At 30.9% G+C, this 23,905-nt stretch carries 22 protein-coding genes; 10 read left to right on the forward strand and 12 right to left on the reverse strand.

Features of this window, described 5'->3' with window-relative positions:
- Positions 1-95 precede the first annotated feature (95 nt).
- The 8 genes from gatB to CVIC12175_RS04540 all read right to left on the reverse strand — a co-directional run bounded on the left by gatB (position 96) and on the right by CVIC12175_RS04540 (position 8,226).
- Positions 96-1,517 (reverse strand): Asp-tRNA(Asn)/Glu-tRNA(Gln) amidotransferase subunit GatB, encoded by a 1,422-nt coding sequence (gene gatB / locus CVIC12175_RS04505; RefSeq protein WP_086302267.1) that lies wholly within the window; start codon positions 1,515-1,517, stop codon positions 96-98.
- A gap of 66 nt (positions 1,518-1,583) precedes the next feature.
- Positions 1,584-2,120, reverse strand: coding sequence for a thiamine phosphate synthase (locus CVIC12175_RS04510; protein WP_086302265.1), 537 nt, complete (start codon positions 2,118-2,120; stop codon positions 1,584-1,586).
- Between the two features lie 179 nt (positions 2,121-2,299).
- Entirely contained in the window at positions 2,300-2,980 is a 681-nt protein-coding gene (locus CVIC12175_RS04515; protein WP_086256121.1) for a F0F1 ATP synthase subunit A, read from the reverse strand.
- 106 nt (positions 2,981-3,086) lie between these two features.
- Positions 3,087-3,848 (reverse strand): TSUP family transporter, encoded by a 762-nt coding sequence (locus CVIC12175_RS04520; protein WP_086257011.1) that lies wholly within the window; start codon positions 3,846-3,848, stop codon positions 3,087-3,089.
- An 8-nt stretch (positions 3,849-3,856) separates the two neighbouring features.
- The gene (locus CVIC12175_RS04525; protein WP_086254519.1) at positions 3,857-5,293 is read right to left on the reverse strand and encodes a potassium/proton antiporter; all 1,437 of its coding nucleotides are present in this window, start codon (positions 5,291-5,293) and stop codon (positions 3,857-3,859) included.
- A 2-nt stretch (positions 5,294-5,295) separates the two neighbouring features.
- On the reverse strand, positions 5,296-6,963 hold the full coding sequence (locus CVIC12175_RS04530; protein ID WP_086257010.1) for a cation:proton antiporter: 1,668 nt from the start codon (positions 6,961-6,963) through the stop codon (positions 5,296-5,298).
- Between the two features lie 5 nt (positions 6,964-6,968).
- On the reverse strand, positions 6,969-7,328 hold the full coding sequence (locus CVIC12175_RS04535) for a heat shock protein transcriptional repressor HspR (protein WP_086224609.1): 360 nt from the start codon (positions 7,326-7,328) through the stop codon (positions 6,969-6,971).
- Positions 7,329-7,338: 10 nt separating this feature from the next.
- A complete protein-coding gene (locus tag CVIC12175_RS04540; RefSeq protein ID WP_086248425.1) occupies positions 7,339-8,226 on the reverse strand; it encodes a DnaJ C-terminal domain-containing protein in 888 nt (295 codons plus the stop codon).
- A gap of 151 nt (positions 8,227-8,377) precedes the next feature.
- On the opposite strand from CVIC12175_RS04540, the gene CVIC12175_RS04545 reads away from it, so the two are divergent.
- From CVIC12175_RS04545 to CVIC12175_RS04555, 3 genes are read left to right on the forward strand one after another with little or no spacing between them, the layout of a single operon-like run.
- On the forward strand, positions 8,378-9,790 hold the full coding sequence (locus CVIC12175_RS04545) for a Do family serine endopeptidase (RefSeq protein ID WP_086276575.1): 1,413 nt from the start codon (positions 8,378-8,380) through the stop codon (positions 9,788-9,790).
- A gap of 45 nt (positions 9,791-9,835) precedes the next feature.
- Positions 9,836-10,510: a response regulator transcription factor gene (locus CVIC12175_RS04550; RefSeq protein ID WP_086246366.1), complete on the forward strand. Its 675-nt coding sequence runs from the start codon at positions 9,836-9,838 to the stop codon at positions 10,508-10,510.
- 21 nt (positions 10,511-10,531) lie between these two features.
- Positions 10,532-11,779, forward strand: coding sequence for an ArsS family sensor histidine kinase (locus CVIC12175_RS04555; protein ID WP_086315884.1), 1,248 nt, complete (start codon positions 10,532-10,534; stop codon positions 11,777-11,779).
- Here CVIC12175_RS04555 and CVIC12175_RS04560 read toward each other — a convergent pair.
- From CVIC12175_RS04560 to CVIC12175_RS04575, 4 genes are read right to left on the reverse strand one after another with little or no spacing between them, the layout of a single operon-like run.
- Complete coding sequence (locus CVIC12175_RS04560; protein ID WP_086257007.1) at positions 11,750-13,006, reverse strand: ComEC/Rec2 family competence protein; 1,257 nt, start codon at positions 13,004-13,006, stop codon at positions 11,750-11,752. The genes CVIC12175_RS04555 and CVIC12175_RS04560 overlap by 30 nt on opposite strands.
- Complete coding sequence (locus CVIC12175_RS04565) at positions 13,007-14,302, reverse strand: TolC family protein (RefSeq protein WP_086257006.1); 1,296 nt, start codon at positions 14,300-14,302, stop codon at positions 13,007-13,009.
- 1 nt (position 14,303) lies between these two features.
- The gene (locus tag CVIC12175_RS04570; RefSeq protein WP_086257005.1) at positions 14,304-16,229 is read right to left on the reverse strand and encodes a MacB family efflux pump subunit; all 1,926 of its coding nucleotides are present in this window, start codon (positions 16,227-16,229) and stop codon (positions 14,304-14,306) included.
- Positions 16,229-17,422, reverse strand: coding sequence for an efflux RND transporter periplasmic adaptor subunit (locus CVIC12175_RS04575; protein ID WP_086257004.1), 1,194 nt, complete (start codon positions 17,420-17,422; stop codon positions 16,229-16,231). Before CVIC12175_RS04575 ends, CVIC12175_RS04570 begins: the two co-directional genes overlap by 1 nt.
- Before the next feature lie 131 nt (positions 17,423-17,553).
- Between CVIC12175_RS04575 and glmU the strand changes: the two genes are divergently transcribed.
- The 7 genes from glmU to truA are packed head-to-tail and all read left to right on the forward strand — an operon-like array spanning position 17,554 to position 23,870.
- A complete protein-coding gene (gene glmU, locus CVIC12175_RS04580; protein WP_180379741.1) occupies positions 17,554-18,861 on the forward strand; it encodes a bifunctional UDP-N-acetylglucosamine diphosphorylase/glucosamine-1-phosphate N-acetyltransferase GlmU in 1,308 nt (435 codons plus the stop codon).
- Positions 18,851-20,011 (forward strand): bifunctional phosphopantothenoylcysteine decarboxylase/phosphopantothenate--cysteine ligase CoaBC, encoded by a 1,161-nt coding sequence (coaBC, locus tag CVIC12175_RS04585; protein ID WP_086302261.1) that lies wholly within the window; start codon positions 18,851-18,853, stop codon positions 20,009-20,011. The genes glmU and coaBC overlap by 11 nt, the downstream gene beginning before the upstream one ends.
- Entirely contained in the window at positions 20,008-20,679 is a 672-nt protein-coding gene (locus CVIC12175_RS04590; protein WP_086302259.1) for a hypothetical protein, read from the forward strand. Before coaBC ends, CVIC12175_RS04590 begins: the two co-directional genes overlap by 4 nt.
- Positions 20,676-21,353: a polyprenyl diphosphate synthase gene (uppS, locus tag CVIC12175_RS04595; RefSeq protein WP_086302256.1), complete on the forward strand. Its 678-nt coding sequence runs from the start codon at positions 20,676-20,678 to the stop codon at positions 21,351-21,353. The genes CVIC12175_RS04590 and uppS overlap by 4 nt, the downstream gene beginning before the upstream one ends.
- Positions 21,353-22,087 (forward strand): prepilin peptidase, encoded by a 735-nt coding sequence (locus CVIC12175_RS04600; protein WP_086309508.1) that lies wholly within the window; start codon positions 21,353-21,355, stop codon positions 22,085-22,087. The genes uppS and CVIC12175_RS04600 overlap by 1 nt, the downstream gene beginning before the upstream one ends.
- Positions 22,084-23,109, forward strand: a complete 1,026-nt coding sequence (locus CVIC12175_RS04605; protein WP_086256105.1) for an LptF/LptG family permease — start codon at positions 22,084-22,086, stop codon at positions 23,107-23,109. The genes CVIC12175_RS04600 and CVIC12175_RS04605 overlap by 4 nt, the downstream gene beginning before the upstream one ends.
- Positions 23,106-23,870 (forward strand): tRNA pseudouridine(38-40) synthase TruA, encoded by a 765-nt coding sequence (gene truA / locus CVIC12175_RS04610; protein WP_180380702.1) that lies wholly within the window; start codon positions 23,106-23,108, stop codon positions 23,868-23,870. The genes CVIC12175_RS04605 and truA overlap by 4 nt, the downstream gene beginning before the upstream one ends.
- Positions 23,871-23,905: the final 35 nt, after the last annotated feature.

Below are 23,905 nucleotides of genomic sequence, written 5' to 3' on the forward strand. Positions count from 1 at the left end.
ACTGCTGTTATTTATTTAAATTTAATAACAGATAAAACTCCGCAAGAAAAATATTGCTATTAATTATTAAATTTAATCCTATTAAAGCAGCAAAATTATCCTAGCTTTGATTTTAATAACTCATTTACTTTAGCTGGATTAAATGCACCCTTACCCTCTTTCATTACTTGACCAACAAAGAAACCAAATAATTTATCTTTACCGCTCTTATACTCAGCTACTTTATCTTCATTTGTAGCTAATACTGTATCAATAATAGACAATATAGCAGAGTCGTCACTTACTTGTTTTAGGCCTAGACGATCAATCACGCTATCTATATCTTCATCACTTTCTATTATTACATCTAAGACATCTTTAGCAGCTTTTTGTGAGATGGTGCCATCTTCTATTCTATTTAATAGAGTTGAGAGTTTTGCACTATTAACTGGACTTATCTCTATAGTTACGCCATTTTTTAATCTACCTAAAAGCTCTACAGTAAGCCAAGTTACACATAGTTTTGGTGAGTTTCCGCCAGCTATTAAATCTTCAAAATATTTTGCCATCTCATAGCTGCTAATTATCACATCAGCATCGCTCTCTTTTATTCCAAATTCACTTATATATCTAGCTCTTTTTTCATCTGGCAACTCAGGCAAAATACTAGCCTCTTCCATAAGCTCATCAGGAATAATAACTGGTAATAAATCAGGATCTGGAAAATAGCGATACTCTGCACTATCTTCTTTACTTCTCATTGGTTTAGTTATTAATTTTGTCGTATCAAATAGTCTAGTTTCTTGAACTACTTCGCTATCATATCTACCATCTTCCCATGCTTCACACTGACGCTCTACCTCATATTCGATAGCTTTTTGGATAAATCTAAATGAATTTAAATTTTTAATCTCAACTCTTGTATATAGCTTTTCATCACCCTTTGGTCTAATGCTAACATTTACATCGCATCTAAAAGAGCCTTCTTGCATATTAGCATCGCTAATATTTAAAAATCTTAAAATACTATGAAGTTTTTTAAGATACGCTACTGCCTCATCACTACTTCTAATATCTGGTTCGCTTACGATCTCTAAAAGCGGAGTTCCAGCACGATTTAAATCCACAAGACTAGATTTACTCTCATGGCTATTTTTGCCAGCATCTTCTTCTAAATGCGCTCTAGTAATACCAATTCTTTTGCTCTCATTACCAACTTTGATAATTAGCTCACCATTTTCTACAATTGGAATAGTAAATTGAGATATCTGATAGGCTTTAGGTAGATCTGGATAGAAGTAGTTTTTGCGGTCAAAAACACTCTTTTTATTTACAGTTGCATTTATTGCCTTACCAAAGCTAATTGCTTTTTTTACCGCTTGAGAATTTAACACCGGCAATGCCCCAGGAAGAGCTAAGCATGTTGGACAAACATGAGTATTTGGCTCCTCTCCAAAACTAGTTGAACATCCACAAAATATCTTAGTTTTAGTATTTAACTGACAATGAACTTCTAATCCTATAACTGTTTCAAACATAAATTTAGCCTTTTGATATTGATAAATTGTATATTTTAGCACAAAAAAAATTAAATATTAATAAGGTTAATCTAGCGTAAAATAGCGAATCGATGCAAATCCAGCCACACCGCACTTCATCACAGCACAAATTTGCTCAGCACTCATTATCCCGCCAAGAGCAATAACCTTAGCTTTTGACATCTTTATAGCTTCTTTTAACCCTTCTAAGCCTTTTGGCTCCCCTTTATTTGGTGTAGCAAAAATCGGGCTAAATGTGATAAAATCAGCTCCATATTGATTGGCTAATTCTATCTCTTTAATATTATGAGTACTAGCAATTTTGATTAAATTTGATGGAGTATCTTTTAATAAATGAATAAAATTCGAGCTAAAATGAATACCATCAAAACCAAGTTTGCAAGCCAAATCGATATCATTTTGAAGTAAAAATTTTCTATTATTAGATCTAAATTTAATAAATTCTTGAGCTGTTTTATCATATTTATTAGAGTTTTTATCTCTAAATAGTAGCATATTAGCCTCTTTTAATCTAATAAAATTATTAAAAGCATAATCTAAATTTGAATAAAATTTAGGATCGCTGATTGCGTATTTTATCACTATTTAAAATCCTTAATAGCAGATACGATATCAAAGCCAAAATAAGACCAAAACTAGCCCCAATCAAACCACTAAATAAAAGTCCTAAAAAATAAAAATGATAGATAAAAAATAGTGCGCCTACAAGAGCAATAGCCCACGACGCACCAAAAATAAAATGTAGAATATATATCAAAAAATTAATGCTCTTCAGATACTACCACAGCACCAGCAAGATAAACATATGTAAGTATCATAAAAATAAATGTTTGAAGTAATGCCATAAATGTTAGTAATGCAAATGCTGGAAGTGGAGCAACCCACGGAGCAAGACTAAGTACTACCATCAAAAATAGATCATCACCTTTAATATTTCCAAAAAGCCTGAACGATAATGAAACTATACGAGATAGATGAGATACAATCTCAATAGGGAACATTAAAGGAGCAAGAAATTTATTTGGCCCCATAAAGTGAGCAAAATATTTAATTACACCTTGAGTGCGAATACCTTCAAAATTGTAGTATAAAAATACACAAAGAGCCAGACAAAGAGTTAAATTTAAGCTAGAACTAGGAGCTTCAAAGCCAGGAATTATACCAATTAGGTTACTTGTTAAAACAATTAAACCAATTGTAGCTACTAGCGGTAGATACTTTCTAGCAAGTTCATCGCTACCCATTACATCACGACCCATAGATACAATACCTTCTAAATATGCCTCAAGTAAATTTTGAGTACCACGAGGTACAAGTTGCATTGAACTAGTAGCCATTTTAGCAACGATAAGCACAATAATCGCAACTAAAATAATATGAAAAAGATATGTAAAACTATGATCATTAATGATCAAATTTGAAAAGAGAAATAGATCTTTCATAGAAAAGCGCCTTTTAGAAAATTTTTTGGCAATTATATCTTAATTTATATTAAGCAAAAATTAAAATATATAGTTAAAACTCTATTTTTGGCCGTTTAAAATAAAATCACTTCATAAATAGATCATAAATAAGCTTAATAATAGTTAAACTTACAACACTTAAAAATATTATTTTAATAAATTTAATCTCTTTTTTTATAACCATATGCGATCCAAAATATGCTCCAATCATTTGGCCAAAACCCATAACTATTCCAAGTAACCATAGAATTTGCCCACCTCCAATAAATACAGCCAAAGATACGATATTAGAAGTAAAATTTAATATTTTAGTATTTGCTACAGCACTCTTTAAATTCATACCAAGCAAACTAGCAAAAGCAAACATCCAAAACGATCCCGTACCAGGCCCCATAAATCCATCATAAAATCCAATAGATAAACCAAAAATAGTATAAAATAAGCTCTCACTCATTCTTTTTTCTTTATCTATTTCACCAAGATTTGGACTAAAAATTGTATAAATCAAAATTGCTATTAAACAAATTGGAATAAGATACTTTATAACCGTTGCATCAAGCAATAGCACCGACCATGTGCCACATACTGCACCTACAAAAGTCCATATAATACCACGCCAAAGAGAGTTAAAATCCACCATTTTTTTATGCGTAAAATTAGCAGCTGCTGTAAAACTACCAAATGTAGCTTGTAGTTTATTTGTAGCTAATGCTACATGCTCTGGGATACCAACTGCTATTAATGCTGGGATAGTAATTAGCCCTCCACCTCCAGCAATTGCATCTATAAATCCGCTAAAAAATGCTACAAAAAATAGAAGTATAAATATCCAAATTTCTAATTCCAAATTTAATCCTACAACTCATAAATTCTAATAATCTTTTGATATCTAAGCTCACTATTGCACAAAATAAGCAAAATATCATTTTGCATAAATTCAAACGAACCACTAACTTTTATAAGCTCACCATTTCGTTTTGCTAAAATGATTAAAAAATCATCTGGCAAACCAAGCTCAGTTAAATTTTTACCAATCACTTTAGAAGATTCGCCAATTTTATACTGCTTTATATCTGAATAAGATATTGGGCTACTAGGCATATTTGGAATTGTAGCCTTAGATGATTCGATAACTCCAAATATTTTTCCACTTTTATTAAGCGTTGTGCCTTGAGTTAAAACCGATATTAATACCATAAAAAATATAATATTAAATATCATCTGACCATTTTCTAATTCAGCCGAAAGCGGATAAGTAGCCAAAATAATAGGAACAACTCCCCTAAGTCCAACCCAAGAGATAAAGCACTTCTCTTTTAAATTATATTTAGAAAATATAGTAGACATAAATACACTAATAGGTCTTGAAATAAACATAACAACAAGCGACATTAAAATACTAATCATAGCAACATGAGGTAGCTCGCTAGGAAAGACCAAAAGCCCAAGTGTAAGAAAGATGAATATCTGCATCATCCAAGCTATTCCATCAAAGAAACCAGTTAAATTCTTTTTATACAAAAACTCCTTTTTATTAGCGATAATTCCAGCTACATATACTGCAATATATCCATTACCGCCAATCTTTTCTGTCAAACCAAAAAGCACAGCAACCAAAGCTATTAAAAGCACTGGATATAACCCCCAAGAGCCCAGCTTTACTCTATTTATAAGGCTTGGGATTATAATACCAAATACATAACCCATTGTGCCACCAAGGATAAACTCAAGTATAAGCTTGATACTCATTGTGTATGGATCTATAACTGTAGTAGCTGTAAGAAGTCCAAGTAGAGTAATAGTTAAAAAGATAGCCATCGGATCATTGCTACCACTTTCAAACTCAAGTAGCGAAGCAAGATTATTTTTAAGCTTAGTTGAACGCATTATAGAAAATACTGCTGCTGCATCAGTCGAGCTAATAATCGCACCAAATAGTAGCGACTCAAGCATAGAAAAACCAATTATATAATAAGCAAATACTCCAGTAATCACAGCTGAGATAACAACCCCAAAAGTTGCTAATACTATACCACTTTTAAAAATAGGTTTTATTGATTTATAATTGGTATTAAATCCACCAGAAAATAGTATATATATAAGTGCTATAGTTCCTACATTTTCAGCTATTTTAGCATTATCAAATTCAAGTCCTATAAGCCCATCGCTACCTGCTAGCATACCAATTGCTAAAAACATAAGCAGTGCTGGAACTCCATATTTATCAGATATTTTGCTAAATAAAACACTAAGGATAAATAATCCTCCAAATATAATCAACGAGTTATCCATAATTATCCTTGATTTAAGTTATTATTTATTTTGCACTTTAAAGCCTTACTAATAATAGCTTTAGCCACAGCTTCTCTCTCTTTAATTAAATAAAAATGATCTCCAAAATCAGTATAAAGCCCCTTCTCAATAGTATCAGCAAATCTTATGATAGTATTTACATCATACCCTAGATTTTTTATAGAGTTTGCTATTAATTCTGATTTTTGCTCATTACTAACAGCAATTATTGCTGCTATGCAATTTTTAATATGAGCTTTTTCTAAAGTAGTTTTTTGAATAGCATTTCCATAATATACATTATCACTACTATTCTTACCACGCTCTACTAAATTTAAATCATTTTCAAGTGCTATATATGAGCAACCTTTAGCCTTTAATTGCCTTACTATTTCACGACCAAGCTTACCATATCCACATACTACAAAATGGTTTTTATACTCTGGAATATCTATATTTACAAGCTCTTCTATCTCATCTTGTTCTTTTGTAGTTACAACTGCTTGCATTAGCTCATCTTGCTCTTCCATGCTATCAGCGATTTTGCTCACATTTTTTAAGATAAATGGAGTAAGAACCATAGATATAACTACTACAGCAGTTAAAATCTGCAATGTTTTATCATCAGCCATACCTTTTACAGATAATAATGTAAATATAGCTAGAGCAAACTCTCCAACTTGAGCTAAGCTTAGCGCTGCTTTTAATGCGACTTTTTTTCTAGTTGATATCATTAAGAATAGATAAATAATCAAAGCTTTAATTATTAAAACAGTAATCAAAACTAAAGCAATTATAAAAAGATTATTAGCAATTACATTAAAGTTTATCTGCATACCAACTGTTATAAAAAATAGACCCAAAAGAAGATCTCTAAAAGGTATAAGGTCTGTCTCAATCTGATGCTTATACTGTGTTTCAGCTATTAGCATACCAGCGATAAAGGCTCCAAGCGAATAACTAAATCCAAAATAGTGTGCTAAAAAGCTAGAGCCAATAACCATAAATAAAATAGTAGTTATAAATATCTCTTTTGAATTTGCACTCACTACTAAATATAAAACACGACTTAATATATACTTACCAATAAAATATAATATTACAATTAATATTACAGCACTAACCATAGATGTAAATATCAAAGAGCTTACAGCGCCATCTTTTACATTAAATATATCTATCATTAAAAGCAAAGGAATAACTGCTATATCTTGAAATAATAACATTCCAAGTACCTTGCGTCCATAACGCTTTGATATATGTCCATTATCATTTAATGTTTTTAAAACTATTGCTGTGGAACTAAGAGATAATGCAAAGCCTATAATAATAGCGCTTTTAATATCTACATTAAATATATAAACCGATAAAATGCTACATGCAAAACCAGTAGCAAATACTTGAATAGGACCATATATAAATACATATTTTTTCATTGACATTAGATGCTTAATACTAAACTCAAGCCCAATAGTAAACATCAAAAATACAATCCCAAATTCAGCTACAAAACTTAAATCATGATTATTTTTTAACCCAAAAAGTTGCGAGATAAAGATTCCTGTAGCAATATAACCTATAATAGTTGGGATTCCATATCTGCGAAATATAAGATTAAATAAAACAGCACAACCAGCTGTTATTACAAATATATATATGATATTATCCATTTTCTCTACTTTTTATCATTTACAAATATTAAATCAAAACTACTACCACGCTTGACTAGCGAACCTTTATTTTGTGTTTTTATATTTGCTCTTAACTCCTCTATTACAGCTTCATACTCTTCAAGTCTTTGTTTTAAGCGCAAAATCACATCAACACCTGCTAAATTTACACCTAAATCTCTAGTAAGTCTTAAAATCATCTTAATCCTATCAAGATCTTTTTCGCTATAAAGTCTCATCTTGCCTTCGGTTCTGCTAGGCTCTACTAATCCCTCTCTTTCATATTGTCTTAGAGTTTGGGGGTGGATACTTAAAACCTTTGCTACTACGCTTATTAGATAGACTGGCTCTTCATAATCTCTCATACCGTCTCCTTTATAGTTTGCTTTGCAACATATCTCTTAATTGCGGATCAATCCGCTCAATATCTGGTAAAATTATATTAGTAACTAAATACATATCGCCATAGATGTTGCTTTTTCTATTTTTTACACCATAACCTTTCAATCTAATTTTTTGACCATTTTTAGTATTAGGCGGTATTTTGATTGATACATCTTTTTTAAATGTTTTTACATTAATTTTATCACCAAAAAGAGCAGTTTTAAGAGTTAAATCTAAATTTTTATATAGATCATCGCCATCTCTTTTATACTCCTTATCCTCTTCTATATTTACAGTAATAATTAGATCTCCTCTATGACTTCCAGCACTTTTACCTTTATTTCTAGCGCGTAGCTTTTCACCGCTATTTAATCCTGCTGGAATTTTGATTTTAATCTTTTCGCCATTTATGCTAAACTCATAATCACCGCCATTTACAGCTAGCTCAAATGAAATATTTATCCTAGCTTGAATATCTAAATTTTGCCCAAATCCTTGATCAAAACCATCAAATCCACCAAAACCTGTTGAACTAAATCCACTAAATCCTCTCTTAGATCGTCCTGCACCACCAAAATTGCCAAAAATTTGATTTAAAATATCATTTATATCTGCATTGTCGCCAAAGTTTGCTCTAGAAAAATCATGGAAACTCTGTCCGCCAAACATACTATCTCCATATTGATCATACTGCCTACGCTTAGTCTCATCGCTTAAAATTTCATAAGCTGCATTAATCTCTTTAAATTTCTCTTCTGCGCCTGGTTCTTTATTAATATCAGGATGATACTGTCTAGCTAGCTTTCTATAGGCTTTTTTAATCTCATCGCTACTAGCATCTTTAGAGATTCCCAAAGTTTCATATAAACTATTACTCATTATATAACTCCACTTATATCTTTTTATATATATTATATCATAAAAGTTGAGCTAGTGTCAATCAACTTATTTAAATTCATTTGTATAAATATTAAATTTATATTTATCCCTACATAATATAATCCAAAGCAACTTTTTAAAGGGGAATAATATGAAAAAAATAACATTAATATCACTTATAGCAGCCTCAACAATTTTTGGTGCTAATGTAGAATTTCGTGATGCAAACCCAAATTTTAACCGCATAAATCCAACTATAGACCAAAACTCAATCCTATCATATAATAGTTCAATTCAAAAAGCAAAACAGACAGTTGTAAATATATCAACAACCAAAACTACAAAGGTAAAAAATAATCTAAATAACCTAATGAATGATCCATTTTTTAAAGAATTTTTTGGTTTTGGTTTTAATATTCCAGAACAAAGAAGCAAAAAAAGCTCATCTCTTGGTTCAGGTGTAATCATCTCTAGCGATGGCTATATAGTTACAAATTATCATGTAATAGAAGATAGCGATGAGATTATAGTATCAATGTTAGATAATTCAAAAGAGTATAAAGCTAAAATAATTGGCTCAGACCCAAAAACAGATTTAGCAATTATAAAAATAGATGCTAAAAATCTAGAACCAGCATATTTTGCTGATAGCTCTAAGCTTCTTGAAGGCGATGTAGTATTTGCTATTGGCAATCCTTTTGGCGTAGGTGGAAGTATCACAAGCGGAATAATAAGTGGATTAAATAAAGATAATATTGGATTAAATCAATATGAAGATTTTATCCAAACAGATGCCAGTATAAATCCTGGAAATAGTGGTGGTGCTTTAATAGATAGCCGTGGCGCCTTAGTTGGTATAAACTCAGCTATTCTTAGCCGAAGTGGAGGCAATAATGGAATAGGATTTGCCATTCCATCAAATATGGTAAAAACAATAGCTCAAAAGCTAATTAGCGATGGAAAGATAACTCGTGGCTATATTGGTGTGATGATTGCAAATTTAACAAAAGACCAAAAAGAGATATATAAAAATAAAGAAGGCGCGTTGATTACTAATGTAGAAAAAGACTATCCAGCTAGCAAAGCCGGCCTTCAAAGAGGCGACCTTATCATCAAAGTAGATAATAAAATCATAAAAAGTGCAAATGATTTAAAAAATATAATTGGTGCATACTCGCCAAATACAAAGATTAATTTAGAATATGAAAGAGCAGGAAAAATCTACTCTACTAAGCTCCAGTTAGCTGATACAGATGTTACTGATAATACAGCTGAAAATTTAAGCATTGATGGCTTAAGCGTGCAAAATTTAAGTGAAGAGATAAAATATAAATACAAAATACCTCAAGAGATAAAAGGTATATTAATCACAGATGTCAAAGATGGTTCAAATGCTGCACATACAGGTTTTGAAAGTGGAGATATAATTATTCAAGTAAATGAGAAGATTATAAATAATATTAATGAATTTAGCCAAGAGATAAAAGCATCAAAAGCATCAAAAAGAAAACCAATAATCTGGATAAATAGAGCTGGAATTTTAATGGGGCTTGTATTGAAATAATAGCTATTTTTGGCTATAATCAGCTCAAATTTATAAGGCAGATATATGATAAAGATTCTAATGATTGAAGATGATTTTGAGCTTGCAGAGATATTAAGCGAATATTTAGAGCAATTTGAAATAGAGGTTAAGATATGTGATGATCCATATCTTGGCCTTTCTACTCTTAATACAAGTAAATTTGATCTAGTTATTTTAGATCTTACCTTGCCAGGTATTGATGGACTTGAGGTTTGCAAAGAGATACGCACCAAGCATACAATTCCTATTATTATCTCTAGTGCTAGACACGATATAAGCGATAAGATAAATGCATTTGAATTTGGCGCAGATGATTACTTGCCAAAACCATATAACCCTCAAGAGCTTCTAGCTAGAATCAAAAGCCATTTACGCCGCCAAAGTATCACAATGCAAGAGATATCCCCAGCTCCAAAAGATCTAGTATGTGATGATTTTCGCCATATTATTACTCTAAAAGGCGAGCCGCTTCAGCTTACAGTTGCTGAGTATGATATCTTAAGATATTTAATTAAAAAAGAAGGTGGTGCTATAAGCCGTGAAGAGTTAATTTATAATTGCAACTCTATAAATGAAGATAGCACAAATAAAAGTATAGATGTTATCATAGGTCGTATCCGCACCAAAATAGGCGAAAATCCAAAAGAGCCAAAATATATCCACGCTATTAGAGGCGTAGGCTACAAGCTAGAACAATAAATTAAAACCAAAAAGGGCAAAATGAGATTTTCATCAATTTTTTACACCATTACGCTTATTTTCGCCCTTGGAATTGGGGCTATAGGAATAGCATTTTTATGGCTTATAGAGTATGATAAAGCCAATTACGCAAGAGAATTAAATACTAAATACTCTATTGTAGCTAGAGCTACTTTACTTCATTTAAATGAACTAATTAATGAAGATGAGTATAAAGAACAGGTCTCAAATTTATATATGCCCCAAATAGATAATATAGAAAAAAAAGAAAAAATACTAAATCAAGCTGTAATCTTAGAAGAGATTACTACTGAATTAGGATCAAGCGCTATATTATTTTATGAGAAAAAAAACTATTTAAAAGTTACCAAAGATGACAATACTCTACTTCTTATAGATACAGCATATCAGCCATATAGATATATAATTATTCAGATTATTTTTGCTTTTGTAGCTGGAATTATCTTGCTTACATATATATTTATTATTCGTAAGATTATGCCACTTGGAAAGTTAAAACGCCAGATTGATAAATTTGCTCAAGGGGATTTAGAGATCAAAAATGTCGCCACTGGAAATGATGAGATCAGTCAAGTAGCAAGTGCTTTTTATGATGCTGTTAGCCAGATTAAAAATTTAAATAATAGCCGTCAGCTCTTTTTACGCAATATAATGCATGAGTTAAAAACACCAATTACTAAAGGTAGAATTACTGCTGAGATGATTCAAAAAAATAAAAATCAAGAGCGTTTGATAGATGTATTTGAAAGATTAGAGAGCTTAATAAATGAATTTGCAGCTGTAGAGCGTGCCACTTCTAGATTAATAGGAGAATTAAAACCTTGTAAAGTAAGAGATGTAATAGATGAGGCTATAGATATTGCTATGGCTGAAGAGTCTAGCGTTGGAATTGAGGCTATAGATGATGCTACTGTAAAAGCAGATTTTAAACTTTTAGCAATTGCATGTAAAAATATAATTGATAATGCTCTAAAATATTCAGATGATAAATTTGTTAAAATCACAATCACAAACAATGAGATAGTATTTTCATCAAAAGGTCAGCCATTAGAAAATGATATAAAGCACTATATAGAACCATTTACACAAGGAACAAATGCCAAAAAAAGCTTTGGTCTAGGTCTATATATAGCACATAATATCTTAATAGCACATAAATTAAAACTAATATATAAATATAATAATGGAATAAATAACTTTATCTTTAGTGATATAAATTTAAATCAAGGCAAAAATATAGACAAATAATCCAAGTAACGCCAATAAAAGCATTATCCACTTTTTATATATTGCTGATAATGCAATAATATTATACCCTATAAACTGCCATAGCTCCAGATTAGCCTTGCCTTGAGCTGGTGCAAATTCAATAAATCTAATCATAAAATCATCAAAAAGCCCGCCTATTCCAAAAAGATGCAAAAATAGACTAACTGGATAAAATATTATAAAAACATAAGATAATGGAATTACGCTAATTTGATACCAGCTAGCTATAGGAAAAAAGTAATAAACAGGAATATTCATCGCTAAAAATACAAAAATCTCAAGAATTAAAGTATGCATTAAAATTCTCTTTAAACTACTAAGATCGCTTCTATTGCCAAAATGATAGATATATAAAAATATAAAATAGACCCCAAGACATGAAAAATAAAACCCAATAGAAAATAGTAATTGCGGACTAAAAGCTAATCCAATCAATATTGCTAAAACCAAATTTCCAAAGCTAAAAACCTTAAGCCCACGACTAAGTAACAAAAATCCAACCACTCCCATAATATATGAACGCAAGAAACTAGGAGTAAAATCTAAAATATATAGATAAAATCCCATTAAAATAAACAAAATCAAACTAATATAAAATCTTAAATTTAAGTATGGAAAATATCGGTCTTGTAGTGGTGCAATAGTAAATCTAGCTACAAAAAATACAAAAATAAATATTACACTAAGATGAAATCCGCTAATTGCAATAATATGCGCAATTCCCCAGTGAGTAACATTTTGACGCAACTCTTTACTCATTGGAGTTGCTAAATATAAGGCGCTATATAATTCTTGCATCTTAGGATTTTGGTGTTGAGATATGATTGCATTTTTAAGAATATTAGCAAGGCTATCATTTATATCAAGCTTACTAATCTTAAAACTAGGTAAGAAAAATCTACCAGTAATATAATCTTTAAATTTAAGATTTTTAGTTATTACCCCTACTTCGCAACTACTACATTTTGGCAAGTTCTTAGAGCGAGTATAAAATATAAAGTTATCACTTTTAAACTGCAAAACATAATACTCGGAGTTTTTTCCTTGTCTTTTATCGCTAAATAAAAGATCAGCCTTAATAAAATTATATGGCTTAACTTTAAAAGCTTCATAACTTCTAAACTCTAGATACAAATTTAGAGTAAAAATCGCAATACAAATAGCAATAAATACTCCAAATTGTCTAAAGTTAGAAAATAAATTCATCTACTTTGCAATGGCTTTATAGTAGCTTAGCTCATCATTTAATAACTCAAATTTTTGATTAAGGAGTGAAATTTGGGCTGAGATTAGATTATTTTGTGCTTCTAATAGATCTTTTAACTCAGCACTTCCTTCATTATATTTACTCTTATAAATTGCAACAATCTTAGCTTGATCGTTTGCCATTATGGCTAAATTATCATATGTTGCTTTATCAGTTTGATAAAATAATAGATATTTTAAAGACTCATTTATGGCATTTTTTAGCGTTTTTTCATAGCTAAATTTAAGTTTATTAAACTCAAGCTCGCTAATTTTAATATGTTTTTTAAGCTTAAAATAGTCCAAAAATGGCAAACTAAAACTCACAACTCCACCAAGTTGATTAAAATCAAAGCTATTTTTAAACTCTTTATCGCTATCGCTTAAATTTGCACCAAGACTAAGACTAGGCAAAAGCTCTTTTTGACTTAGACGATACTCATAAAAGCTCGAATTTAGCTTTGCTACTGCTTCGTTAATATCTGGACGATTTGAAAGCTCACCAACATCAAACTGGCTAATTCCTATAAATTCAACACCATCTAAGCTAAGCTCATCAAACCTTTTATCGCTTCTAGTAAGATTTTTTAAACTCTCATAGTTGGATTCTAGCAATCTTTGTGTAGAGTGAATTTGATTTTGAATTTTTAATATATTTTGAGAACTTTGCTTAATAGCTAAAAGCTCCTCCTTACCATTTTCAAATTTGACATTAACTATATCATCAAGCATCTTTGCATTATCTAAATTTTCTCTTAAACTACGCAAAGAGTCATTAAGATATAAGATATTAAAATAACTATTTGCTACTTGACTAATAATAGTTAATCTTAAATTATCCAATGTTAATCTACTAGAGTGCATTATCCACTCTTTTGATTTATAATTATCATATATCTTACCAAATATATCAAGTTCATAACTAAGGCTAAATTTAGAATTAAACTTACTGCTAAACTCATCACTTTTGCCTATATCTCTACTGCTATTTGCTCCTATCTCGCCACTCATTGATGGGATATAGCCATCACTTGCTATACCTGCATTTAGCATAGCTACTTCTAAATTTAACACCGCTACACCAATATCTTCATTATTTTTAAGAGCCAAATCGATAAGCTCATTTAAGGTAGTTTGGTTAAAATCTTTATGCCATTGTGGAGTATAAAACTCAACATCTTTAATCTCATAATCTAGCTTTTTGCTAGCACATCCGCCAAAGATAATAGCTATAAAAATAACAATTATATATCTCATTTTAATCCCTTAGTAGTGCATCAATTGGATTTAATTTAGATGCATTTTTAGCTGGAATATAACCAAAAATTATCCCAATAAGACTAGAAACTCCAATAGCTATAACAATCGAAGCTGTGCTAAATATCATCGTAAATCCAGTATCTAAAGCATTTATAATAGTACCAACTAAATATGCTAATCCAACTCCAATTACCCCGCCAATAGCACATAGCAATATCGCCTCTATTAAAAATTGTAGTAAAATATCTCTACTTTTAGCACCAATTGCCATACGAATACCAATCTCTTTAGTTCTTTCAAATACACTTACAAGCATAATATTCATAACTCCAATTCCGCCAACCATCAGTGAGATAAAAGCCACTCCAGAGATTAAAAGACTCATTGAATTTACAGTGCTTTGAACGGTTTGCATAATAGTATCTGAATTTATAGTAAAAAAGTCCTTTGTCCCTCGTATAGAACTCATAGCCTCTATTATCCCGCTCTCAGCTACTTGAGCATTTACCTCATCATTAATTTTTACAATTATTGAGCGAATGTTTTGTTGGCCTGTTAATTTATTTACTGCTGTAGTATATGGCAGATATACAGTAATATTATCAGCACCATACGATCCAGGGTCTTTATAACCAACTCCTATAATAGTAAAAGGTTGCTTATTAAATATAATTATCTTACCGATAGGATCAACACCATCAAAGAACTCTTTTTGAGTTAAATCATCAATTATAATATTTGATCTTGAAAATCTTAAATCATCAAATTCAAAATCCCTACCATGCGTAATTGTTACCCCAGAGACATTAAGCAAATTTTCACTTCCACTTCTTAGGCTTGCATCTATATTTTTATTGCCATATGTGAGCAATCCAGTAGCATTAATCCTAGGCGTAGCATAATCTACAAAACTAAGACTCTCAAGCATCTTATAGCTTTCAATACTAAAATCTTTTAACTTCCTAGCATTTCTATCGCCAAAGTTTTTACCCAAATTCAAAGTAATTGTATTTGTTCCCATGCTATTGATATTGGCTAGAATTTTTTGTTCGCTACCCTTAGCTAAGGCAACTACGCAAATAACAGAAGCAATACCTATAATAATACCAAGCATAGTCAAAAATGATCTAAGCTTATGCGATTTAATCGCTCCAATACTCATCATAAAGCTCTCTATTAAGCGATCTTTTAAAGCTTTAAAATTTGATTCTATAGATATATTTTTAGAGCTTTTTTCATAACATTGATTATTTTTTATATCATCTTTAATTATATTTCCATCTTTAATCTCTATGATACGATTTGCCCAACTCGCTATATCTTTATCATGTGTTACTATTATAATTGTATGGCCATCTTTGTGAAGCTCTTTTAAGATCTGCATTACCATCACGCCACTAGCACTATCAAGCGCTCCAGTAGGCTCATCACATAGCAAAATCTCACCGCCGTTCATCAGCGCTCTAGCAATACTTACACGCTGCTGCTGACCGCCACTTAGATAGTTTGGCATTGTATCGATTTTATGCTCTAGTCCAAGCTTAGATAAAAGTTCTTTAGCTCTGCTAAGTCTAGTATCTTTATCTATTCCAGCATAAATCCCAGGCAAGGCAACATTGCTTTTAACATCGTTGGAGCTAAGTAGATTATAACGCTGAAAGATAAAGCCAAATTTCTTTAATCTAAGATATGATAGATCATCTTTATTAAATTTACTTATATCTTTACCATCAAGCTCATATTTACCGCTTGTTGGAGTATCTAGACAACCCAAGATATTCATAAGCGTACTCTTGCCGCTACCAGATTGCCCTATGATAGCTACAAACTCACCCTTTTTTATCTCTAAATCTATACCTTTTAATACCTCAGTTTGAGTATCACCGACTTTGAAGGATTTACGAATTCCACTTAGTTTAATCATTATAACCTCATCGTCGGTCTTCTAGAATTGTTTATCATATTTTGCATACTAGCTGAATTTAGATGAAAATATATAACCTCTTCACCCTCGCTTAATCCGCTAACTATTTGAGTATTTATACCATTTGTAATTCCAGTTGTTATAGCTCTTTGTTCTATCTCTTCTTTATTTTTAATAAAAACAAATTTACCATTTTTATCTGATTTTATAGCCATCGTTGGTAAATATAATACATCTTTATTTTCAGCAATTATTATTTTATTCTCTGTTGTCATACCTATGCGAAGAGTCTCATCGTTATTATCTACATTTACCTTAGCATAATAATATACAGCTGAACTTGAGCTAGTACTGCTTGAATTTGAATTTGAAGTGGAGTATTTGCCATCACTTAAAGTAGTCAAACCTGGGTCAATTGAGCTAATTTGTGCATTATATTTTTTAAAATTATTTGATAAAATTGAGTATTCTACTCTATTTCCTACTTTAATATTTGGTATATCTCCTTCGCTAACTTGCAATCTTATCTCCATTTTGCTTAAATCTGCGATATTTACTAAGGTTGGAGTTGTTTGATTGGCGTTAATAGTTTGACCAACTTCTACTGGCACAGATACTACAACTCCATCAAATGGCGCTCTAATATCAGTATAACCCAAATTTGTTTTAGCAGTATTAATCTCGATTCCAGTCTGTTTGATTTGGGCTTGTATCTCTTTTAATGTAGCTAATTTTAAACTATAATTATCTTTTGCATTTTCTAAACTCTCTTGGCTTGTAGCATTTTGTTTTGCTAGATTTTGCTCTCTTTTATACTGCTTTAGTGCAATATCAGCTGAAATTTTAGCTGAGTTTAACTTAGCCTCTAAAATCTCCAAAGCTGCTAATTGCTGATCTAGTGTATTTTGTTGTTTTATGCTATCTATTTGAGCTATTTTATCTCCAGCTTTTATCTTATCGCCTACTTTTACATACAGCTCTTTTATCTGACCACTTACTTGAGCACCAACATCTACTAGATTACTAGCAAATACCTCACCTACTGCATCTACACTTTGTATGATATCTCCGCGTTTAACAACTGTTGTGATATACTCATCTTTTGACTCATCATCTTTTAATCCCCACCATAAAACAGCCCCACTAACAGCTATAAGACCGGTAATAATTAATAATTTTTTTGAAATTTTCATTATTTTCCTTAGAATTTTTTATTGCCATTGTATGAAATTTATGTAAATTTATTGTTAAGATTGCAATTTAGATTTAATCAATTTTAACCATATTTAGCTACAATATTGTCAAATTTAACCCAAAAGAAAAGATCATGAAAAATATATCAATAATTATACTAGCAGCTGGCAATGGGACTCGTATGAAATCACCTAAATCTAAAGTTCTACACACTCTAAGTGGTAGATCAATGATTGCCCATGTAGTAGAAAAATCACTACAAATATCTGATGATATCACAGTAGTTTTAGGCTATCAATTTGATGAAGTAAGCTCAGAGATAAATAGAGAATTTAACAATATAAATATTGTCGCTCAAGATACTATCAACTTTCCTGGAACTGCTGGAGCTGTAATGGCAGCAAAACCTAAATTTGATAAAACTCTAATAATATGTGCTGATATGCCACTAGTTGCAACTAGCGAACTAATATCGCTAACTCAATCAAATTCTGATATAACTATAGCTGCTTTTGAATCTAAAGATCCTTTTGGATATGGTAGAGTGGTAAAAAATGGCGATCAAGTTATCAAAATAGTAGAACAAAAAGATGCCAACGAAGATGAAAAAGCGATCAATCTATGCAACGCTGGGGCTTACTGCTTTAATACGGCTTTATTAAATTCAGTCCTACCGCAAATAAATAACCAAAATGCAAGCAATGAATACTATCTAACAGACGCCATAGAACTAGCGTTAAAAGCTGGCAAAAGCGTAAGTTCTGTCTTAGTAAATGAGCAAAACTTTATGGGTATTAATGACAAATTAGCTCTAAGCAAAGCTGAAAATATAATGCAAGAGCAGATAAAAGCAAATTTGATGAAAAATGGCGTTATCATTAGACTTCCTCAAACTGTATTTATAGATAGCAGAGCCAAATTTGAAGGAGAGTGCGAGATAGAGAGTGGCTGTGTGATTAAAGGCGATTGTCTTATTAAAAACTCTATAATTAAAAGCAGTTCAGTTATAGAGTATAGCACCGTAATTGATAGCGATATTGGCCCGATGGCACACCTAAGACCAAAAAGCCACATAGTCTCTACTCACATTGGCAATTTTGTAGAGCTTAAAAATGCAAATTTAAATAGTGTAAAAGCTGGCCATTTAAGCTATTTGGGAGATTGCCAAATTGATAGTGGAACAAATGTAGGATGTGGTACAATCACTTGCAACTACGATGGTAAAAACAAACATAAAACCATAATAGGCAAAAATGTATTTATAGGTAGCGATACACAGCTTATTGCGCCACTAAATATCGCTGATGATACTCTAATAGCAGCAGGTTCAAGCGTAACACACGATAGTCAAAAAGGCGACCTAATTATAGCTAGAGCCAAACAAAATAATAAAAGCGGATTCTTTTATAAATTCTTTGGTAAAAAAGATGAAAAATAAAAATATTCTCTTAGCAGTTTGTGGAAGTATTAGTTTTTATAAGGCTTATGAAATTTTAAGTCTGCTTAAAAAAAATGGAGCAAATGTTAAAGTATTACTAAGCGATGGAGTTCTTAAATTTGCTACTCCAGTGGGCTTTGAAGCTCTTAGCGATGGTGTTTTAACATCGTTTAATGAAAGCTGGACAAATGGCTTAGATCATATAAGCTTTAGTAAAAATGATCTGCTTATCATCGCACCAGCATCAGCTAATAGTATCAATAAAATTGCAAATGGAATAGCTGATAATATATTTTTACAAACAATTCTAGCAGCCTCTTGTCCTAAGATTATAGCTCCAGCTGCTAATAATAATATGCTAGATAATCCAGCTACAATTCGAAATTTAAAAATCTTAAATGATGATGGTTTTACAATTATTGAGCCAATTACTAAAACTTTAGCTTGTGGAGATTATGGAAAAGGTGCATTAAATGAGCCATGGCTAATTGTAGAAACTGCCAAAAGAGTATTAAACCAAGATGAGTTTTACAAAGGCAAAAAGGTTATAATCACCGGTGGTCCAACAACTGAAAAAATAGATGATGCAAGAGCTATTACCAATCACTCAAGCGGTAAAATGGCTAAAGCTTTAGCTGATAGTTTTTACTATGCTGGGGCTGATGTTGTATTTATTAGCTCTATTGATTTTAACGCCCCATATAAGATAATCAAATTTAAAAGCTCAGATCAATTAAATAGCATATTAAATCAGCAAATAGTTGCTCCAGATGATATATTAGTAATGTGTGCAGCAGTTAGTGATTTTATCTGTGTTAATCCCAAAGATGGAAAGATCAAAAAAGATCAAATGGGGGATAAAATTGAGTTAAAATTAAATATCGATATATTAAAAAATCTAAATTTAAAGTGCAAAAAAATTGGCTTTAAAATGGAAATGGACGCTAAAAACGCTCTAAATAATGCTACAAATATGCTAAAAAATAAAAATCTTGATGCAGTATGTTTAAATATCTTAGGAGATGATATTAAATTTGGCTCTAATGAGACCAAAATAAGCTTTATAACCAAAGATACAGTTATACAAACAAGCCTAGCACAAAAAGAGATAATCGCATCACAAATTACTAAATTGGCAAAAAATATATGATAAATAAGCTATCTCAAATTCAATCTGCTAAAATATCAAATAGTATCCCAACGATGATAAACTCTAGCTTGCCAGTTATCATCAAAGTATTAGAACAGACTAGATTTAACCGTTATAATATTAAATTTGGCACCAAAACAATCAGCACTACAAGCTATAAAGATCTAGAAGTAGGAAGCGAATACTACGCCAATATCGGATCTCAAAGTGGCGGTATGATAAATATAAACTCACTTATTAAAAGAGAGATTATAAAGCCAGTCTTAGATGATGGCATAAATCTTATTGAGATGGTAGCAAGCTCACAAGATCTATCATGGCTCATACCATATATTAAATCCAAAATGGCAAATTCAATCTCAAAAGATGAATTTAGCATATACGCAGATATGATTATGGCATTAAATGAGAATATACTTCATATACCATTTTATTATGATAACCGCTCAGCACTAATGCAAATTAGACTTGATAAAAATCCTAAAATTTATCTGATATTTTCTTTATTTGCACCAATAATTATCTCTATAAAAGATGGAAAAATTCGCCTAGTTAGCTCGCCTTATGCTAGTCTTAGCAAGGCCTTAGCTGATGAGTTAAAGTGTGAATTTGAAATTAAATCAGTATCACCTCTGTGGCAAAAAACAGTCATAAAGGCTATAATATGAATATATTAAATCATCTAGCTATAATTATGGATGGCAATGGAAGATGGGCTAAAAATCGCTCTTTAGTGCGGACTAACGGCCATAAAAAAGGCGCAGATGTAGTAAATGATATTGCCATATATTGTGCTAAAAATAATATAAAAAATTTAACACTTTATGCCTTTAGCACAGAAAACTGGAAACGGCCAAAAAGCGAAGTTGATTTTTTACTAAATTTGCTTTTGAAATTTATCAAACTCAAAGAGGGGCTTTTTTTACAAAACAATATTAGATTTCATACCATAGGTGATTTAAGTCCATTTAGCAATGAACTAAAAGACGCCATAGCAAATCTAAAAAACAAAACCCAAAACAATAATGGACTAAATTTAATCCTAGCAATAAATTATGGAAGTCAAAATGAAATTGTAAGAGCTGTAAATTTAGCTCTTGAAAATGGATATAAAATTACAGAACAAAGCATAGCCAAACATCTAGATAGTGCTAGCTTTGGAGATGTGGATCTACTTATTCGAACTGGCGGAGAACAAAGGCTTAGCAACTTTTTATTATGGCAGTCTAGCTATGCAGAACTAGCATTTACGCCAACTCTTTGGCCAGATTTTAACAGCAAAGAACTTGAAGATATTATATCTAAGTTTAAATCCACTCATCGTAAATTTGGGGCAATTTAATGCTATTGGTATTTTTTGTTTTTGGGGTATGTCTTGGCTCTTTTGCTACTGTATTGATAAATCGATTACCGCTTGGACAAGATTTTATACTATCTCGTAGCCGTTGTCCAAAATGCCACAAAAAATTAAGCCCATATGAGCTTATACCAATATTTTCATGGATATTTTTAAAAAGAGAGTGTAAAGGCTGTAAAAGCAAGATATCAGCCATATATATAATATCTGAAATCTTAATTGGTTTTTTAGCTATTTTTGCATATTTTATAGACTCAAATTTAATCTTAGCTCTACTTTTAGTAATAATTTTTACCATTTTTTATACTCTTAGCATAATAGATTTAAGACTAAAGGCTGTACCAAATGGTCTATTAATGAGTGGATATTTTTTGGCTATAATTTATGCTTTTATAAACGATATGAGCAATATCATAGACTCTTTTACGATTATTGGTATTATGGTGATTTTAAAAAGCACCCTAATCTTACGCCATAACAATAAAGGTAAAAATATAGAACCAATGGGAGATGGCGATAGTATATTTATAGCTTCTATGGTAGCAATTTTAGGACTTGAGTGGGGTTTTATCGCTTTATTTATAGCTGCTTTAATTCAGCTTGTAATTCATTTAATTAAAAAAGATAGAGCAATAGCTTTTATTCCAGCACTATTTATAGGATTTATCGCTATTTTATCAATTAAAAATTTTACCAATATAAACTTAGGATTAATATGAACAGGGTTAATAGATATCTATTTTCAAGCTTTTTATCAACTTTTGCCTCTTTATTTGCTACGCTATTTTTAATAGTTTCAATTGTATTTTTTATCCAAATTGCTAGAATTACTAGCTATATAGATATTAGTTTTTTTGAGCTTCTTAAATTATATCTATTTATGCTTCCACAAATTCTACTTTTTACTATACCTATTGGGTTTTTTGTTGCTTTAGCGATGAGTTTTTTTCGTCTTTCAAGGGAGAATGAAAGTATTGTAATTTTTACCCTAGGATACAATCCAAAAGATATAGCCAAATTTTTTCTAAAAATATCAACTATACTATCAATTACGCTATTATTTATAGCTCTTGTTGCGATGCCTACTGCAATGAATTTAAATAACAACTTTGTAGCATATAAAAAAACCAAACTAAGCCTAAATATAAAACCAAGCGAATTTGGGCAGAAATTTGGCGAGTGGATGGTATTTATAGATAAGCAAAATATAGATGAGAATCTCTCAAAATATGAAAATATTGTTTTATATAATCACAACAAAGATAACGAAAGATTTATTACTGCTAGTAGTGGCGATATCACAAATGAAAATGCAAGACTAAATTTAATCTTAAAAGATGGCTATATTTATGATATTAAAGATAACAAATGGAATGTTTCAAAATATGATTTTCTTACAATTCGTTCCAATATCAAAGATGATTCTAGTGATAATTTTAGTATATACAACTACTGGAAACAAGCCAGTAGCGATCCAAAAGTTGCTAAAAACCTTACAATATACTGCCTTATTGCCCTATTCCCTCTAGCTAGCACTCTATTTGCACTAAGCTTTGGAATTGTTACATATAGATATGAAAAAGGTATGGTATATATTGGAATATTTGCTGTTTTATCGGCATATTTTACAGCAATTTTACTACTATCTAAACATCCATTTTATGGAATTCCGCTTGTTTTTGTGGTTACATTTTTATTAAGTCAAGTAGCATTTATAAATAAAGTAGTAAAAAAATACTGATGAAAATTGCTCTAAAATATAGCTATGATGGATCTAAATTTAGCGGTTCTCAAACTCAACCAAATGTCCAAGCCGTAGAAGATGCTATAAATGAAGCATTAAATCATGTAGGAATTTATGAACCAGTACTATCAGGCTCTAGAACCGATAAAGGCGTTCATGCATTAAACCAAATATCAACCGTACATTGCGGTGATTTTTGGAATTTAAATAGATTAAAAGATCAAATTAGCCGTCATCTTAACCCATATATTAATCTTAAGGATATATGGATTGTAGATCAAGATTTTCATCCTAGATTTAGTGCAGTAGCTAGAGAGTATAGATATATAATCTATCACGGTGATAAATCACCATTTTTGAGTGATTTTGTATATTTTTATCCAAATTTAGACCTAAAAAGGTTAAATTTAGCACTTGCTTGCTTTATTGGTAAGCAAGATTTTAAACCATATTATAAGGTTGGAAGTGGTGAAAAATCAACTATTAGAGAGATTTATAAAGCCTATGCATATCAGATTCAAAAATCTGCATTTAGTATAAATAGGTATAGTGATAAGCCAAATTTAACTATTATTAAATTTAGAGCCAATGGCTTTTTAAGAGCTCAAGTTAGGCTAATGGTTGCAAACTCTATAAAAGCTGCAACTAGCGATGAAAAGCTAGAGGAGTTTATAGAGTTTCACAAAGCTCAAAAACCATTAACTAAAATGCCAGCCCCACCAAATGGATTATATTTAAAAAAGGTGTTTTTTAAGTAGAATTGATTTTGGCGGATAAATTCCGCCATTTGATT

The sequence above is a fragment of the Campylobacter vicugnae genome (assembly GCF_002139875.1).
GTDB classification, from domain to species: Bacteria; Campylobacterota; Campylobacteria; order Campylobacterales; family Campylobacteraceae; genus Campylobacter; species Campylobacter vicugnae.